The sequence below is a fragment of the Nostoc sp. WHI genome, from assembly GCF_015714725.1.
Lineage (GTDB): Bacteria > Cyanobacteriota > Cyanobacteriia > Cyanobacteriales > Nostocaceae > Nostoc.
In genome coordinates, this window is the sequence record NZ_WBKM01000326.1 from 1 (window position 1) to 17,362 (window position 17,362).

General features: G+C 43.0%; 12 protein-coding genes and 1 pseudogene. 7 read left to right on the top strand and 6 right to left on the bottom strand.

All coding sequences use genetic code 11. From position 1 onward, the window contains the following. Together F8S12_RS33090 and F8S12_RS33095 are read left to right on the top strand one after the other, a co-directional pair. Positions 1-935 (top strand): IS630 family transposase (locus F8S12_RS33090; protein ID WP_196520505.1); only part of this gene is annotated, 935 nt, incomplete at its 5' end. 65 nt (positions 936-1,000) lie between these two features. Continuing rightward, entirely contained in the window at positions 1,001-1,423 is a 423-nt protein-coding gene (locus tag F8S12_RS33095; RefSeq protein WP_196520506.1) for a hypothetical protein, read from the top strand. A gap of 163 nt (positions 1,424-1,586) precedes the next feature. Here the strand turns inward: F8S12_RS33095 and F8S12_RS33100 are convergent, their stop codons facing one another. Beyond that, the gene (locus F8S12_RS33100) at positions 1,587-2,369 is read right to left on the bottom strand and encodes an HIRAN domain-containing protein (RefSeq protein ID WP_196520507.1); all 783 of its coding nucleotides are present in this window, start codon (positions 2,367-2,369) and stop codon (positions 1,587-1,589) included. After that, on the bottom strand, positions 2,366-3,259 hold the full coding sequence (locus F8S12_RS33105; RefSeq protein WP_331001475.1) for a HipA-like protein: 894 nt from the start codon (positions 3,257-3,259) through the stop codon (positions 2,366-2,368). Before F8S12_RS33105 ends, F8S12_RS33100 begins: the two co-directional genes overlap by 4 nt. Before the next feature lie 270 nt (positions 3,260-3,529). Between F8S12_RS33105 and F8S12_RS33110 the strand changes: the two genes are divergently transcribed. The 4 genes from F8S12_RS33110 (at position 3,530) to F8S12_RS33125 (ending at position 11,006) form a co-directional block, all read left to right on the top strand. Beyond that, entirely contained in the window at positions 3,530-4,300 is a 771-nt protein-coding gene (locus F8S12_RS33110; RefSeq protein ID WP_196520509.1) for a ParA family protein, read from the top strand. After that, positions 4,297-5,535 (top strand): ParB/RepB/Spo0J family partition protein, encoded by a 1,239-nt coding sequence (locus tag F8S12_RS33115; RefSeq protein ID WP_196520510.1) that lies wholly within the window; start codon positions 4,297-4,299, stop codon positions 5,533-5,535. The genes F8S12_RS33110 and F8S12_RS33115 overlap by 4 nt, the downstream gene beginning before the upstream one ends. An 82-nt stretch (positions 5,536-5,617) precedes the next feature. Further along, on the top strand, positions 5,618-8,491 hold the full coding sequence (locus F8S12_RS33120; RefSeq protein ID WP_196520511.1) for a DEAD/DEAH box helicase: 2,874 nt from the start codon (positions 5,618-5,620) through the stop codon (positions 8,489-8,491). Positions 8,492-9,239: 748 nt separating this feature from the next. Next, positions 9,240-11,006 (top strand): eCIS core domain-containing protein, encoded by a 1,767-nt coding sequence (locus F8S12_RS33125; protein WP_230968441.1) that lies wholly within the window; start codon positions 9,240-9,242, stop codon positions 11,004-11,006. Positions 11,007-11,214: 208 nt separating this feature from the next. Here F8S12_RS33125 and F8S12_RS33130 read toward each other — a convergent pair. The 3 genes and pseudogenes from F8S12_RS33130 to F8S12_RS33140 all read right to left on the bottom strand — a co-directional run. Then, positions 11,215-11,553 (bottom strand): annotated as a pseudogene (locus tag F8S12_RS33130) (hypothetical protein); the annotation flags it as partial. Between the two features lie 14 nt (positions 11,554-11,567). Next, positions 11,568-13,100: a relaxase/mobilization nuclease domain-containing protein gene (locus F8S12_RS33135; protein WP_196520512.1), complete on the bottom strand. Its 1,533-nt coding sequence runs from the start codon at positions 13,098-13,100 to the stop codon at positions 11,568-11,570. Next, positions 13,081-13,590, bottom strand: a complete 510-nt coding sequence (locus tag F8S12_RS33140; RefSeq protein ID WP_230968442.1) for a plasmid mobilization protein — start codon at positions 13,588-13,590, stop codon at positions 13,081-13,083. The genes F8S12_RS33135 and F8S12_RS33140 overlap by 20 nt, the downstream gene beginning before the upstream one ends. 435 nt (positions 13,591-14,025) lie before the next feature. Between F8S12_RS33140 and F8S12_RS33145 the strand changes: the two genes are divergently transcribed. Beyond that, entirely contained in the window at positions 14,026-14,448 is a 423-nt protein-coding gene (locus F8S12_RS33145; protein WP_196520513.1) for a hypothetical protein, read from the top strand. Positions 14,449-14,588: 140 nt separating this feature from the next. On the opposite strand, the gene F8S12_RS41845 is transcribed toward F8S12_RS33145, so the two are convergent. Then, entirely contained in the window at positions 14,589-17,357 is a 2,769-nt protein-coding gene (locus F8S12_RS41845; RefSeq protein WP_269144867.1) for an Ig-like domain-containing protein, read from the bottom strand. Positions 17,358-17,362: the final 5 nt, after the last annotated feature.

The window sequence follows — 17,362 nt, forward strand, 5'->3', positions numbered from 1 at the left end:
GTATGCATGGAGATCCAGATAACCTAGAAAGTTTACATAATAAACGAGAGTATGAGCATAACCGAAAAGCCACGCCTGAATATATTGAACTGTTATTAAAAACAGTTGATAGAGAACCATCAGATTTGGGTTATGAATTTGGTCGATGGACAGCAGAAAGATTAGCAACATATTTAACAGAACAAACAGGAATTGATTTAAGTAGTTCTCAAGTTAGGAGGATATTAAAGCAAAAAAAGTATAGTTACATTTGGGCTAAATATGATTTAGAAGATAAACAAGATCCTCTAATTAGAGCAGAATTCCAAGAGAAACTTGCCCAATATTTGACAATAGCAAGAGAGCAGCCAGAGCGTATGCAGGTATGGTTTTGGGACGAGAGCGGTTTCAGTTTACGTGTGATTCGCCGCAAAAACTGGGGTAAGCGAGGACGGCGAAAAAATATTACAGGTCAACGGCGACGTGGACGGGTAAATGTCATGGGAGGAATCCGAGAAACAGATCGGAAGCGGATATGTTTTTTTATTAAAAAAGGTGAGGGAGATATATTTTATGAGCAGTTGCAGCAACTAAATAAATTAATTAGAGAAGAGTGGATAAGTCAGGGAAACAGCACTGAGGATTTCCAGGAGCTTGGCCCCAAGATTATTTTAATTTTAGATAATGCTAGTTTCCATAAACGTAAAGATATTCTCGCTAAAATCGCCCAGGAACTCCCTAATTTCATATTAGAGTTTTTACCTGCATATAGTCCTGATTACAATATCATTGAATTAGTCTGGTATTCATGTAAAGAATACATCGCTCATCGTCTTTTTCAATCAGTAGATGAATTGAAGCTTTTACTAGATAAACTTTTAAATAAAGGTGAATTAGTAATTAAGTGGTATCGAAAACGAAAAAATAAAGGTAATAGTGACTATGTTGCAATTTAAATGCCTATTAGCTTATAGTTTCTAACTTTTAAACAATCCTTTCAATTTTAGAGAAGAGGCAAACAATGGATGCTTTGGATGCTCTTAAGGCAATCACATCAGGAAAAGCAGCAATAGACGGAATTAAAGTCTTAGCAGAGTACGCCGATGGAATTAAAGATGTTCAAAAGCGCGGCGAGTTTATGAGAATTATTGGCGAACTAAGTATAAAACTCGCTGAAACACAGATGAAACTAGCAGAACAAACACAAGATAATATTAATCTAAAAGAGAAAATAAACGCTTTAGAAAAAGAAGTTGAAAAACTTAAAAATCCCAAATCAAAACCAATAATCAAAGATGGGCTTTACTACATAGAAGACGATGGGCCATTTTGCCCAGGTTGCTATGACAACAACAATAAATTAATTCGAGTGAGTGAAGCACCTGATGCAATGAAAGTACTAGGAAGATACAGATGTCAAGTTTGCAAAGCTCAATATAAATAGATTCTGTCCAAGCAATATGCTTTCTTCAGTTTCCATAGATGACTCCTATGACCAAACTAATTTCATTTTTTAAAATCACGAATGCCAATAAATCTAAGCGTGGTGGCTTCCCCTCCCTTGTCCCCCATCAGCAAAAGCTTTCGGATTTTCTGGTTGAGATAATTTAGGGTGGAGGAAAGAAAGATGGTGTTGCAATATCTGACTCTACAAGGGGCTGATACTCTGGACTAGAAAAGGGGCGAAAGTCGTCTTTACATTGAGCAGTTATGCTACACAATAGACGAAACTGGAGTGGGGTTGGCGGTAGATTTACACGCTCTACACGCAAGTCTACTGAACTAGGGTCTTTCCAGAGAAGCTCAAAAACTTCACTCCGTAAGTAACGTGGACAATACCCTACAATATAGTGATCTTCTGTGTTGAGAGTTAATGCCTGAGAATCATATTGGTTTTGAAACTCGTGAGCTAACCACAACTTCTCTTCTGGCTGAAAGTGATTAATACGTTCAACTGCACATTTAGGCAAGTGTCGCAGTGCGTGGGCGAAAAAGTGTAGCTGATATCGCCCTTCTTCATCTGGCTCTGGACAGGGGAAGACAGTGAGACTATCTGTTTCCCGTTGTCCACCACTACGGGCTAAAATTGCCAGTGGTGAATCTTCATGCTCTGGAATATTCAGCCATTGAAGAAAACTTGCGTAATCAGGGCGTGAACGAGACAGCAACCGATTAGAAAAGACAGGGAATAATTGGGTTGATGTATATACTTGATTTAAATGCGGGAAGGAAGATAAAGGTTCAAAATAGCACTTCTGTTGTGCCTCTTTCACGCCTTGGGTGTAGACAAACTTGTACGAAGTACCATCAAAGGTCAACCGACCAATGGGAAACCAGAAGCGACTGTTAGGGTCTTGCCAAGCTAAAAATAGTGTTTGAGGTGTCTTCACTGTAGTGATTCCCTTAAATTAAGCAGCCTGTTTTGGTTGAATTCAAGAATCTTCTGTGCAAACTCAACCGCAATAATTGAGATGCGTTCTCTATTAATTCGACTAAAAATTTCTAGCGTATTCGCCCTGGAGATCCGTTCAAGACGCTCCAGCCATATATGGGCTGCTTGGGGATAAAGTTGAGCAACTCGGTGAAATACTTCAATTGTTTTCAGGGGCTTTTTGTCTTTAACACTGCCATAAAAAGCAGAATAACATTTATTTGCGTATGCCTCTATTGAGCGCTTCTGCCTTTGTTCATCAGGGAGGTCACGTCCTAAAGATGAGGCGTGGTCATAGGTTGGTGCTAAGTGTACCGTTTCTGCTGTAGTAGATGCCGTCTTATTGCGGACAAAACCCCAGTTTTCATGGTGGCGATCGCCGTTGCCAATCCAGGCATCTAACAGGAAGTAGCCAACAAACACTTCTACGGCTTTTTGGATACCGCTCAGTGCTGTCCAAGCCATAGGGAGACTCACATGATCTGCTTCAATAACTCTCAGCACAATATCAATTGTATGTTGTTTATTGCCGTAGATTGCGAATGTGGGGTAGTCTGGCACAATTGGAGTCAGAATTTCGTTGCCATGAACAAGTGTTCCTCCTGGTGGCAAAAAGTAGGGCGAAACTACGCCTCGATTACCTTCCCAAGTTTCTGCTAGATGATAAGTAGCATGAGGTAATCCCAAAAGTTCACACAATTGTGATGCAACTTTCTCTGCCCAATCTTCTCCTAAATTTTGCTTTACTTGCTTATACAGGCAACGACCAAGTTCTTCATGCTGAAACCAAAACTTATACTTGCTCCCCATCATCTCTTTACTGGAAAGCTCATAGTGTGCTTCAGTCACAATTAGGACAGGAAATTCAGGAGCGGACTTCATTAAGGCATTTACAATGGATATTTTTAATCTGGATTAAGCATAGCCTGTTGATTCGTGTTCCTACTGCCAATTCCAAGGCTATGAACTTTATAAGCACATCGACAAGTTTTATAAAATTTACTGCTGAAATTCCTGTCTTAGCTAGGACTTCTCTTCATCTGATACACTTCAAGAAACTGGAAAGTAAAACCGAGCCGGTTGACCAAAGATCATCGTATCTTCTAGGAACGAAAGCCAGTGTCAACTTCTGACCCTCCATGCCGCATTATTGCCCTGTTTAACCAAGCGGGTGGTGTCGCCAAATCAACACTAACCCAAAATTTGGGATACCACTTAGCTAAACGAAAACACCGCGTCCTCCTCATCGACATAGACCCCCAAGCAAGCTTAACCAAATTCATGGGGTTAGTGCCATCTCAGTTACAAAAAACCATTGCTGATGCCATTATCGATGAGCAGCCCTTACCGATTCATGAGGGCATTCACGGCATGGACTTGGTTCCAGCAAGCCGAGTCCTAAGTGGAGCCGAAATGCAGTTAGTCAGTGCTGCGATGCGCGAGTTGCGCCTTAAGGAAGCCATTGAATCTGTTCTAAATGAATACGACTTCATTCTTATAGATTGTCCCCCCAGCTTAGGATTGCTTTCCTATATCGCCTTAGTCGCGGCCACACACGTACTCGTTCCCGTTGAAACCCATATAAAAGCCTTCGAGGGAACAGACGAACTTTTACAAACTATCACCCACGTCAAAAATAAAGCCAACCGCAAAATCCAAATAGTAGGGTTTGTTCCTACGCGGTATGCCAACCAGAACTCAGCCGACAAACGCGCATTAGCAGCTATCCAATCTCAACTTTCAGCTTGGGGTCGGATCTTCCCACCTATCCCCAGAGCCACCGCTTTTGTCGATGCGTCAGAAGAACGTGCGCCCCTAGCAGTATTTGACCCCAAACATTCTGTAGTGGCTATCCTTGAAGAAATCGCCAAGGCTTTGGAGGCTTTATGAACCGACGCAAACAAACAGACAAACCCTTTGGGGGTCAAATTACAACTCCACCCCCTGCACCTTGGTTATCCTCCCCAGATGCCGAGTTGCCAGCCGCAACTGAAACTACTATCAAGCTCTCAGATATAGTTCTGCCCCAACAGCAACCTAGACGATACTTTGACCCACAAGCATTAAAAGAATTAGTCTCGTCAGTCAAGCAGCATGGCATCCTCCAACCTCTGTTGGTGCGTCCAATTGGCGGAGGGAAATACGAATTAGTAGCAGGAGAACGACGCTATAGGGCAGGACTTGAAGTAGAACTTGAAGTTGCGCCTGTGGTTGTGCGTGAGCTATCTGATGACCAAGCGTTTCAGTTGGCTTTGATTGAAAACCTGCAACGAGAAGACCTTAACCCTGTTGAAGAAACTGAAGGGATATTGCACCTGTTGGCAATCCGGCTGCATTGCGATGTAGAAGCCGTCAAATCCTTGCTGTACCGGATGAAGAACGCTCACAGCAAGGGGGAACAGCCGTCAAAAGACTCATTAAATGAATCTAGGAAAAACGTTTCTCCTAACTTAGATAATCCGCAATCTGAGGACAACATTTCTGACCAGTTATCCGAGAAAAATGAATCTAGGAGAAACGTTTCTCCTAACCCAGATAATCTACAAACTGGGGACAACGTTTCTGACCAGTTATCCGATGAAACTGAATCTAGGAGAAACGTTTCTCCTAACCCAGATAACCCGCAATCTGAGGACAACATTTCTGAGCATTTAGCCGAGAAAAATGAATCTAGGAGAAACGTTTCTCCTAACCTAGATGAAGAACAATCAAACACGGTACAAGAGGTGTTTTTGAGCCTGGGACTCATGAATTGGCTATCGTTTACCACCACACGTTTACCTTTGCTCAATCTGCCCGAAGAAATTTTAATAGCACTGCGAGTCGGTCAACTGGAATACACCAAAGCACAAGTCTTGGCGCGGGTAAGAAATAATGAAATCCGAAAAAAACTTTTGTCCGAAGCGATCGCTAACGATTGGTCTTTAAGCCAAATCAAAGAAAAAATCGCTGCTTGGACGGATGATGAACAAGCATCCTCATCTAAAGCATCTAACCAAATACCAGACCGCCTCCAAAATATCACCCAGCGCATTAAAAAGCGTCAGTTATGGAAAGAACCTAGAAAGCAAAAGCAGTTAGTAAACCTTTTAAACAAGCTCGAAGCCTTACTAGGGGATGAGTGACTTGGGGTAAATTCTCAGGTAATCTCTACGAAGAGAGTTTTTAACCTGCGATTCATGATTAGGTGCGAGGGGAGAAACAGAGATGGCGCAAGATTCACAGATTCGAGAATTACTCAAAGCTTGGTTAGATTACATCCATGTTGAAAATTTGAGTAATGCCAAAGTAGAAGCTGACGATTCAGAACAACCGAACATCTGGGACTCTCTCGTAAATCTGGTAGGGGATAAATTATTAATAGACGAGTCTTTATTTAAAAACATAAAGCAACCGTTTAAAAGTGCAAAGAACTTTGAGCAAACAAAATTACCATCAATTGCTGTAGCTTTCCCGCAGCTTTATGTAGTTGAATCTAATCGCCGTCAATTTCGCCCATTGTTCACCATCAACGTTTCTCCAATATTCGAGGGCAATTATCGCACTGGCGGATGGGATTTAACCCAGTACGAGTTTCAGCCAGTTATTCCCAATTTGATGCAGTGGTACGGACTGGAAGAAGAAGCGGCTGAGTCCCTAGTAACAAGGGAAGGGTTGAAAGTTTTTCTGGAAACTACTTTCAATCGTCCCTTTAAAACACTACAAGATTTTATGGGACTGATTGAATTACCGCCGTTCCCCGTGCGGTCAAAACTTCTCCCTTATCTATTGGATTTTGACTACGCTGCTTTTAATTACAACCTCAAAAAAGATTTTCAGAAAATTAGCTTCGAGAATAACTTGAGGTGGGCAAGACCCGGACATCCGGCTTACGAATATTTATTTGGACAACCAAAAGCACCTCAACATGAAATGCTTTATTTGGGTGCTTTCCCCAACTCACAGCCCGATGACTATCAAGCAATTGCTCTCAAACATTCACAGTTAAATCCTATTACTGCTGTGATTGGGCCACCGGGGAATGGCAAGACCACACTGTTGTTACATAAGATAGCGCAGCAAGTGGTACGTCGAGCCGTGGACTTGGCAACAACGGGTGAGGATAAAAGTAACCTAACTGTGGTGACAAGCACTAACAAATTTGCTGTAAATAACGTTGAGAAAATCTTAGCCAACAACTTGACCTCTGAACGTTTCTACTTATCAGGAGGTTCTAGGGATTTGGTTGACACCCAAGTTTTACCTAATTTGCAAGCTGCACTCGACTGGTTAGCCAAAGAAACATTTAAATTAGATGAATGGGAGTCAACGAAGCAACAATTGTTAGCAGGTGTTCAGCAAATAGAATCTTATAGAAAACAAGACGAAGACGAGCTTCAAAAGATTTGTGTTGATAAGCAATTATTAGATGAGCTATGCCTTGATATACAATCGGTTGAGTCGGCGCTCAAGACTTCTGCATTTGAGTCTTCGTCACCATTAGAATCCGGGAGCGACTACTCTAGGTTTCCAGTAGAAGCCTATCAGCAGATAAAACAACATCTTGGCAGTGCAAGGCGTTCTTTGCCTAGAGTTGATTACTGGCAGCCTTCTGTTAGAGATAACAAATGGTTTGTCAAGCTTTTGCAGACGATTAAACGATTCTGGCAGTCGATAACCAAAACCAGCGCACATCATGTTCTCAAACGCTTGCACAAACAGATAGAGATGCCTGTGTTAGCGACACTGGCCACCCCATTTCAATTTCAAATCCCACTAACAACTGAATCTCTCATAGCAGCCCAGCAGAGTGTTAACCAGCTACTAGCAGAAGCATTGAACTGGCAGCAACAACAGAATTGTATTGACAGCACACAACAGCAGCTAGAGTCAAGAAAGCAGCAACTCAAAGACCTGATTACTCGCCGTTCTCAAATCGAAAACCGTCTAGCTACCTATCCCAGCAAAGATTTTTACAGTCGTTTCTACACCGAATTGCACTCGCTGCAAGTAGAGTTGTTTGAGTGGTCTTGGCAATTTCAGCAACAAGAAGCTCTGCGACGGAAAGATGAGGTGATGGCTTCCTTTAGGACTTACATTGCATTATTGAATGGCGAATGGGATGCTTACCGCCAGTTAAGTCATAATTGGAGAAACATTTATCGGGATATCAGCCTGTTATTTCCGGTGTTTCTTTGCACTTTGCACTCAATCCGCAATTTGTTACCCTATCCCGATAGTGGCTGTATTGATCAAGTAATTGTAGATGAAGCGGGTCAGATTCCACCGCATCAAGTTTTCCCCGTTTTAGTTAGGTGTAATCGGGCTTTGATTGTAGGCGATCCATTGCAATTGGAGCCAGTTGTTAATTTGAGCGACCAGAAGAAAGAGGAATATCGTAGCAAATCTTTTCTGGAGCAGGGGCTAACGGATGTAGATTATGACCGCTACAGCCCCACAGCAACAACAGCTTATCACCGAGCAGCCGGGGCATCAGGGCAACCTAGAGATATTGGTCAGGGGATTATCCTTAAATATCATTACCGTTGCGTTCCGGTGATTGCTGATTTCTGCGATCGCTTGTGCAATTACGGCATGATCATCAAAACTGAGCCGAAAGCTTCTCGCTTGGGTGCTAACCTGATTGCTTGCAATGTGGAAGGGAAGCTGGAGAACAACGTTAATTGGGCAGAAGTTGATGCAGTAGAAGCGTTGATTGAGGAGTTGTTAGCGGCGGGTTATTGCTTAAATCCTACTGACGCTCTTAACGAAATTGGCGTGATTTCACCTTACCGCCGTCAGGTAGATGCGCTGACTCAACGCTTAAAATCTCGCTGGACAGATTTTTCAAAGCAGAGCATTGGCACAGTTCACACATTCCAAGGTGGTCAAAAGTCGGTGATAATTTTTTCGACTCGCCAATGTCAACCAAATGATAGCCTTTGGTTTATCAATCGGCGACCAAATTTACTCAATGTGGCTGTGAGTAGAGCGCGAGAACTGTTTATCCTGGTGGGTAATTTGGGGCGAATTTCTTCAGGGGGGCATACTGGAGAGTTGGTGGAATATATTAGGGAATTTGGCGAGACGAGATACTTTTGAGCAACCTTAAAAGCGACTGGGTTCTTCCTGAAATGAATTTAGGAGAAACGTTTCTCCTAACTCAATTGCTTGAGGAATAAGAACGCTACTCTCAGCACTGAGAGCGGGTTAGGGAGTGTATGGCGGCAACTGTTTTAGGGGAATCACCAGAAAGCTAGTTCCGGCATAGCTCCCTAACCTGTAACTATTAAATGTTGAATGCTCAAAGTAAGAAAACTCTGCACTTTGTTTCTTACTTTAGTCACCACAAGCAAGCCATTGTAACAGTTTTGAGAGCCAATGCGGGATAGCTCTATTGCGAAGTATTGGCTGGGCTTGTAGATATGCGGAAGCATTCAGCCCCAGTATGTATTGAGCATACCAGTAGTTCTAATCAAGGAGACTACACACAGCCTTACCACCCCGATTCAGAACATGGGTGTAAATCATCGTGGTTTTTACATCCTTGTGTCCGAATTCCATATAATTCTCCCATGAAGGGTAGTTATACGGAAAAAATCTGTATAATACCCAGAGAAGGATGTAAAAAAGAAGTTTTCCGTATATTCAGACAAGAATCCGTTGTAATGCTTGATGTATTAGGATTTAGAAAAAGATTATACGGAAACTTTCCGTATAATAAATAGTTAGACTTCCTAAATTCCTGACCACGTTTCAGCGAAACAGAAGACTTCTGAGACAAAGCAAAGTCATGGTTACGCAGTTCATGGTCATGTATTGAAAACTACAAATATGACGAGGTGCGAGTATGTCATTCGAGCGTGTCCACCGATCCAAATCCCAAATTCCTCAGTCCTCATCAAGCACGTCGCAGTTTGCACCTCGTCCGTTTCCCGTCCAGGAACCTCAACACCCCCCAACCCAGGAAGAGATAGAGAACGAAGCTTTTCAGCAGAATAAGTTTGAGGCGTTTGGACTCCAGTTAAAGGAGAAGCACGACACCATCACACCTGTAGAGCAAGAAAGGCTGGGTGTGCTGCAAGCCAAGATGGATAGTTTCTGGGCACAGCGTATGGAGCGAGCTAAAGCACAGCCAAACTTGTTGGAAATTCTCATTCGCAATTCTCAAGCAACACAGACGACTGAATCCCAAGCACCTGTTCAGTCCAACACGATCCAAGCGAAAGGTGAGACAACAGGCGATCGCCCAGATTCATCCGTGGAACAGCGCCCCAACAAAACTGGTATGCCCAATGCGCTTAAAGCAGGGGTAGAAAGCCTATCGGGATATGCGTTAGATGATGTCAGGGTTCATTACAATTCGCCAAAAACAGCCCAGTTACAGGCTTTAGCTTATACCCAAGGGACAGAGATTCATGTAGCACCGGGACAAGAGGAACATTTACCACATGAAGCATGGCATGTTGTTCAGCAGTTTCAGGGAAGGGTAAAACCGACGATGCAGATCAAGGGGCTACAAATAAATGATGATGAGGGGTTGGAGAGAGAAGCGGATGTGAGAGGAGAGCAAGCCAGAAGCGGGGCAACCCAGCCCAAAGAAAACCCCGTATTGAAAAGTGAAGCGAAAGTTGGCTCCAAGATGGTACAAAAACGAGACCGTACAGCAGTGGTTGTTTGGGATGTAACACATGAGGTAATTCCAGAGGTAATTTCAGACGAAGAAAGTTTATTTGGCGATGGCTCTAACCCGTTCAAAAACGAGGGAATAGAACTGTACAGAGGGGAGAAAATAATAGTTGACGATAAAGACATTTTCCAATCAAGACGCGGAGCGAACCAGGAGAACCAAGAACGTAGGGAAAATGACAAGGTAGGTCATCTTACAAACAAATGGTTAAAACTAAAACGCGTGGAGGAAAGAGAAATTTCCGGTAAGGGATATGTGAGAGAAGAAACAATAAAAATAGCCAAAGATACCGCAGAAATACGAGAAATAATCATCGAGTTACAGAAGAGCAAGTCCGCGAAGAAAGCTGTTGATACAATCCACAATGCTTGGGAGGAATTAAGGGAAAAACGACGGATGTCCAAGGGAGCATGGGAAATATGGGAGGAAATCCGCGAGAAAGACGACAAAGAGACAAGTCCATCATGGGACCAGATAGAGGAAGGATATGACGTTAGCAAACAACTTTCAAATTCTGCTCCAGAGGAATACGACAATTACAGCGTAGAGGAAGATGGAGATCAGGCGATCTTCACTGCATCTGACAAAGAGACCAGGACTCCAATTGGAATCATAATTATCGAAAATAGAGCCACAACCAAATTCCCTGGTGACGGAGACAATCCGAACAAAAGGTGGTATCTAAGATGGTTACTTGGACACCCGACGTTGAAAGGAGCAGGGGGGCTGTTGTTAGGCAAAGCTTTAGATTATGTAAAAACACAAGGTGGAAAAGCAGTGTGGGTTGAATCGGCTCCGAGTGCTATGGGGTGGTATAAAGATAAGAAATTTAATCCGCTCGAAGAAGAAATTCAGAAGAAATATAATATTGATTTCAAGGAAGGATGGGATAGCGTGCTAATGGTATTGGATTTTGAGCAAATGTAGCAGTTACCAGCCGTAGGATGTGTTCCCTACTGCAACTCATTACTCCCACACCGATAGATTTTGAGAATACACCATGCTTATGAATTACTTGAATCAAGCGATCTCAGGCTAACAATGCCCATGCACCCCGACCGCCGAGAGTTGTCGGTTATGATGCAAAGGTTGTCTGCGGCGGGTGATGAGCAACGTTAAATATTTTTTTATATCCTTAGTTCCTTCTCTCGCTAAGATAGCCTTGACGGTAATCACTTTTCTTTAATTTGGAAGCTTGACGTGCAGACCACTGGCGCAGAGGAGTAACTTTCTCTACATGAAGTAGCTTCTGGTGATAAGTATTATTATCTGTCAGTTGGGCGATCGCACCAGCAATAAATCGAGCGCAGCGTTCTGGTTGAGACGAAACTTGTTCTTCTGCAAACCGGATCACCAGCCAGTTTGCATCGACAAAACACTTGTTTCTATAGTCATCCTCGCTGATACAGTGAGTGGGCTTGCCAGTCGCAAATGAGATAGGTTCATCAACCTCCAAGTCTATGTGTAAGCCAGTACAAAGGACGCGGATCACAGACTAAAACCACGATCCTGCTGTCTGAGCTTTTGTTGCTCCTCCCTGAGATGAGCTTCTAATTCCTGACTCCAATCAGGATTATGGGTTTTGAGCCTTTTACCCTGTGGCAACAATTCTAATACTGCACTAGCTGTTTTATTACCTTGCTCATCATTATTGAATGCTACGACCACCCTGTTGAAACTCTTGAGAAATTCCATAGGTAGGTTATTCGGGTCATCAGCGACTATCAACATGGTTCTAGTTGGTGGTAGCCCTTTGCAACTTGAGATCAGGTAGGTGGCTGCTGACATTGCATCAATTGGTGTAGAACACAAAAAGACGTTTTCTACCTTGTCCGTTGGTTGCCCTCCCAACCTCAAATAAAACCAACCATTTGGTGTAGAAGTGTTTTGGTCGTACTCCACAGTGCGATGATTTTCTCTAGGCTTTGACCAAATTAATGCGCCAGTTTTTTCACCATCTAAATCACGCTTGATAAACAAAATATTTCGTTGCTCATCCATGTAAAGCAACTGATTACCATGTAATCCTTGCGAAATATAATCTGGTATATAGCGTTTCTCGCTTAAGTACTTGTGCAACACTTGCCAAACAACTGTATCCTCTGGTGGTGGAGTGAACTGGGGCTGTTGCTGTTTGCGTTCAATTTCTTGAAAGAGTTTTTCTAACTGCTCAACTGGGAGTGGTTTAGCAGGTTTGAACAGCAATTCATGAATAGGTTCATCATCACGTTCTGTTTGATAGTCAACGCCAAGATGTTTTTGCAAACCGGGGAAGGTATAAGCTGCACCTAACTGTGTACCACTAAAGGCTTGCCCATCTTTCTCATAAGAAATGCCTTTAGACTTACCATTCCTAGTCCATCCTGTTCTTACACTAATGCCAGCTTGCTGCAACCGCATAATCAGCATTGGCATTTGGGGATTATCAACTCCGGCTCTATCAATCGTCTGCTGAACTTCCTCTTTGATGGTGCGTCCTGGTGGCTGCTCAAGTTTACCTAGTTCATATTCTTCTTGCTCTCGCCTTATGCGTCTAATTTGTCCGGTGCTAGGTGTGCGATTCAGTTTCTCTTTACTGCCTTGGACTTGCACTAATTCATAATCAATTTCAATTTGTCGCAGAACTTTTTCAGAGCGCACATAATCCCAGGAATCATGCACTACTAGCCCCGTGTCCATCCTGATTCTACTGGCTGCAATGTGAATGTGGTCGTCGTCGGTGTTGTGGTGGCGGAAGATGACAAACTGATTGGCATCAAAACCCATTTCCTTCATGTAGCGATCGCCAATCTCGCTCCACTTTTCATCATCTAATTTGTCCCCCTTGGCGGCGGATAATGAGACATGGTAAACAACTCGGTCTGCATCAGAATTTAGTTGTCGAGACAGCTTAAACTCCCGCGCCAATTCACGGGCATTTCTCCCGCTCATGTTGCCGCCGATGAGTTGGGCATCTTCGCGGGATTCCAAGTAATCCAACAGCTTGCGAAAACCTCTGCCCTTAGTCTGCTTCCCAATCATCCTCTTCCTCTTCCGAATCTTCGTCATCAACATCATCAGAGGCAATGTCTCGCCTACACTGATGCAGCAGTTCTAAAAGCTCTCGTAACAGTTCTGGATCAGCAGGTAAAGTTCGCCCAATTTTTAGCGCTGTGTTGGTTGCCTTAACAAGCTGGTTGAGATTGTTGCCGATTTGTCCTAATTCCCAATATGTTTGCAAGCTAATTTTACTCAGTCGTTTGGGTAATGGACGCATCAACGCATTACGCCTCATCAGTTCACTCGCTGACATCCCCGCATCTTGTGATTTAATACGAATCATATCCAGTTCGATATCACTTAACCTCACTGGAAAAATATGCTTTCGGACTAGAGCTTTAGACTGCTTGCGGTTCGCCATAAATCGAGAAGATTGAGGGACATTGTGAGGGGGGTTTTTCAAGGGGGGTTTCCCCACTTGAACCAGTCTGCCGTTCGAGCGCAGCGAGACAAAGCGTAAGCTTTGAGGCATGGCTGGCTTCAAGCCCATTTTGGGGTGAGCGAGGTGTCGAGTGCTACGTGTGTACGGAGGTACAGCGAGAGACTGGGGGCAAGAGTGCGACAGCGTAGCTGGGGGGACAGGTTCGGGTCATTTCGGGTAGGATGAAGTCTGATAACAGCGTAGCTGTTTCGTCATCATTATATCAATGTTTGCTGAATTACTGCTCCGGCATAACCGGGGTGGTTTGGCTAAAGTCAGTAACAGTCAACATCGGGGGAACATAGCAACAGCGTAGCTGGAGCGGGAGAAATATATCAGCATCTAATAAATGATGGTGGCGGCGTAGCCTAACTGAAGACAAAAATTCAAATCAGCGTAGCTGAAACCAGCTTTTAATCTGGAGTTGTACTTTTTGAAAAATAGTGGAAAATAAGGGAATTATGATCTCAATTTAATTTCATAGCAATGGTTGAGCCAAAAGATTCTGGTCAGATTACTAAAGGCAAGATTGATGAGGCTATCAAAGCACTTAAGGAGCAGAAGCCAAAAGAGCGAGAGGATATATCGGATAGAGAAGCTATTCGCAAGATGAGACGGTATATCGAGAAACTGACCTCTGACAAGTATGGCTACAGTTATGATGAAGTGTCAGAAATGCTTCAAGGGCTGGGCATTCATCTGAGTGGCAGCAGAATTAAGTATTTAATAGGCGAGTTGAAGAAAAGTAATCGTCGCCAGAAAAAAACCTCTTCAAGCGACGACAAAAATACATCAGAAAATTCGGTTACTGAAACTCAGTTGACAGTGGAAAATACTGTGTCAAATCAAGTGAGTAGTGAGGCTGATTCTTCACCTGTAAATATTGGGAAGGGCAAGAGAAAAAGTTAACTAAAAGCAGTACAGAAACAAGAGACTTCATCAGACCTACAGAGCGAATTTAACAACTATTAAAACAAAAAATTACAGGGGCGAAGATTTGGAAACTGGACTAATTACTTAGACTTCCATCAGTAAAGCTTGTTCTATTGTTAGACGATTGCTAGGCTATTGATATCGCCGTTGTAGCGTGTGATTTCGATAATGGCATCGCTACTAGATGAGAACCCGGCATTAGAATCATTGAGTGCCAAGAAGGTGCGGGTGCTTGTTCCTACCCCCAGGGTAAAGACGGCAGCACCATTTGCACCAAATGCGTTATTGGTCAGGTTGGCAGCTATGCCAGCTTGGGTTAACGCAGATATTGCTCCTACTTTAGCGATCTTGGCAACACTAACGGCATTAAAACCATCAATTACATCTGTACCGATCACCAAATCAGTGATTTGATCAAAGTTATTCAAGAGTGATTCGCTGCCCCTGGTGAACACGAAGGTGTCGGCTTCACTGCCTCCAGTAAGGGTATCGCCCCCTAAGCCACCCGTAAGTCGGTCAACACCTGATCCGCCATTAAGAACATCATCACCGTTACCGCCTGATAACATGTCGTTGCCTGCTAGTCCAGTCAGCGTATCTTTGCCATTATCTCCATCAAGATAATCGTCCCCTGGGGTTCCTGTAAGTGTATCTTTTCCATTACCTCCCCTGAGGTTAATACCGACTTCAACAAAAACTGTAGCTGTAGCTGTAGCTGTTCCATCACTAATTGTATAAGAGAAACTGTCACTGCCGCTAAAGTTAGATAAAGGACTGTACACCAACAGATCATCAGTAAGGTTATCAGGCGTAGCATTATCATTAAGAACAATGCTACCTCCTTTCGCAGAAGTGCTATCGAATGTGCTTATCGCAATGATATTTCTATCAGGATCACTGTCATTGAACAGAACATTTATAGTAACAGGGTTTTTTTGGTTGGTAGTAGCGTTATCATCGACTGCTACGGGTGGCTGATTTGTTCGTCCTCCTGGGCTTTCAATCGCTTTAATCAATACATCAACTAAATCAGAAGCAGTTGCCGCAGTTAAGAATTGGCCCCCGGTTGTACTTGCGAGGTTTTCAAAGTCAGCACGTGTAGTCGGATCATTGCCAATTAATACGGTAAAAATTTCAACAGGAACCTTAATTATTCTTCCATCTGCACTGACTTCTTCTATTTCAAATCGAGTAACCACAAGATCGCTTGAAAGATTACTCGATTCAATATCACTCGCAATGGAAAATGTACGTAAGCTAGGTGCTGAAGGAACACTCTCAACGCCAACGTCAGCAGCAAGTCTAAGCACTTCTGCACGAAGATCGGTATCTTTTGGGGGTGCATCACCAAACAGAATTATCCTTCGAGCAGCAGCTTCTTCACGCCATTGTCCCGCACCACCATTCAACGCACGAATTAAGCCAGAATTTACAAGTTCTGGAAAATCCCCGCCACCACCAACAGATATGCTGTTAATAGCATTTTTGGCGGCGGTTTTTCTATCCGCAATTTTTGGCTGTTCGGTAAAAGAAAGAAACGTATTTGTTCCAGGATCGTTATATCCAACAACGGCAATACGAGAATCTATAAAACCTCGATCTCCCTCGAAAATAGCATCAATAAGATCATTAGACCGACCTTTCACGGCAGCAATATCATCGAACATACTACCAGTAGTATCAATAACAAAAGCGATATCTTGTCCTGGCGCCAAGTTGATCTTTTTGTCAGCAAATTGAGCAAAGTCAACTCCAGTTAAAATATCTGAACCATCACCGCTGCCTACAGTATCAGTAATGCGAATTGATTTATCTGAAAGAAATTCTAATTCATAATCGGTAAACGCACTTTTATAGATAGAAGTATCGATACCTTCAAATAAGCCAAAAAAGAATGATCCACCTTTTATTGTGTCATTACCCGCCCCACCAATTAAGATGTCATCTCCTAAACCACCGTCTAAAACATCATCACCTAAACCTCCTTGAAGCTCATCAGCAAAAATACCACCAGAAATTGTATCATTACTGTCTCCGCCAGCTATGAGATATCCAAAATAAACATCCAAGCTTAGTTCTGCATCAGATTCGTCTAAGTTGTCAGCATTAGGAGTTCCGTAGATAACTTTAAGATCACCACGTTCGTATGATAGAAATGTATCATTAGCTATATTACTGAGATATGAAGATGGAAGCGATGCAATTCCGAGCGCATCCTTGGTGATACGCGACAATGTACCAATAACACTTACATCCCCTTCACGTGCTTGGTCAGTAGCATAATCCGATTGTTTATACTCAGTATTAATTGCTCCTGAACCTGTGAAGTTAATATTTACCGCGCCACGAGCTAACCTATAAGGGTCTAATGTCGGCTCAAGAAAAACAGTATTGATTAATTCAGCAAGTGGATTTCCTGCATCAAAATCAAAATTGTCGTTAAAAGCTCGTACCTCTATATTTTTAACTGTTTTCACACCTCCAGATACTTCAAATGTTGCACCTGAAGTGTCTAGTCTGAAGGCTGATGTGCCAAAAATATAAGAACGGTCTGGATGGTCGCTACTGCCAATGCCAGTACCGTACTGCGATATTCCAAGTCTAAAATCATCAGGCGAGAACGTAGTTCCAATTGCTGTTTCTAACGTTGTAAGACTATATATGCCATCGGCTAAAGTAGCACCGAAAAATTTATCCACAACGCCAAACAAAGATGGGTATGCAAAACGTCCTCCACCTTGTGTCATATAATCACTCATTGAGTAAGTAATTGATGCAGGTGTAGCGGTTGTGGGCCTTATATGCTCATTGTAATCAGTAGAAGACGGATTATTTGTTCCAAATGCGAGTAGCTTAGTAATCTCTTTTTCGTCGTAATCAAACATAATCT

Coding starts and splice junctions, on each gene's coding strand:
- F8S12_RS33095 (WP_196520506.1), top strand. CDS start 1,001: ATGGATGCTTTGGATGCTCTTAAGGCAATCACATCAGGAAAAGCAGCA.
- F8S12_RS33115 (WP_196520510.1), top strand. CDS start 4,297: ATGAACCGACGCAAACAAACAGACAAACCCTTTGGGGGTCAAATTACA.
- F8S12_RS33120 (WP_196520511.1), top strand. CDS start 5,618: ATGGCGCAAGATTCACAGATTCGAGAATTACTCAAAGCTTGGTTAGAT.
- F8S12_RS33125 (WP_230968441.1), top strand. CDS start 9,240: ATGTCATTCGAGCGTGTCCACCGATCCAAATCCCAAATTCCTCAGTCC.
- F8S12_RS33135 (WP_196520512.1), bottom strand. CDS start 13,100: ATGATTGGGAAGCAGACTAAGGGCAGAGGTTTTCGCAAGCTGTTGGAT.
- F8S12_RS33140 (WP_230968442.1), bottom strand. CDS start 13,590: ATGCCTCAAAGCTTACGCTTTGTCTCGCTGCGCTCGAACGGCAGACTG.
- F8S12_RS33145 (WP_196520513.1), top strand. CDS start 14,026: ATGGTTGAGCCAAAAGATTCTGGTCAGATTACTAAAGGCAAGATTGAT.
- F8S12_RS41845 (WP_269144867.1), bottom strand. CDS start 17,357: ATGTTTGATTACGACGAAAAAGAGATTACTAAGCTACTCGCATTTGGA.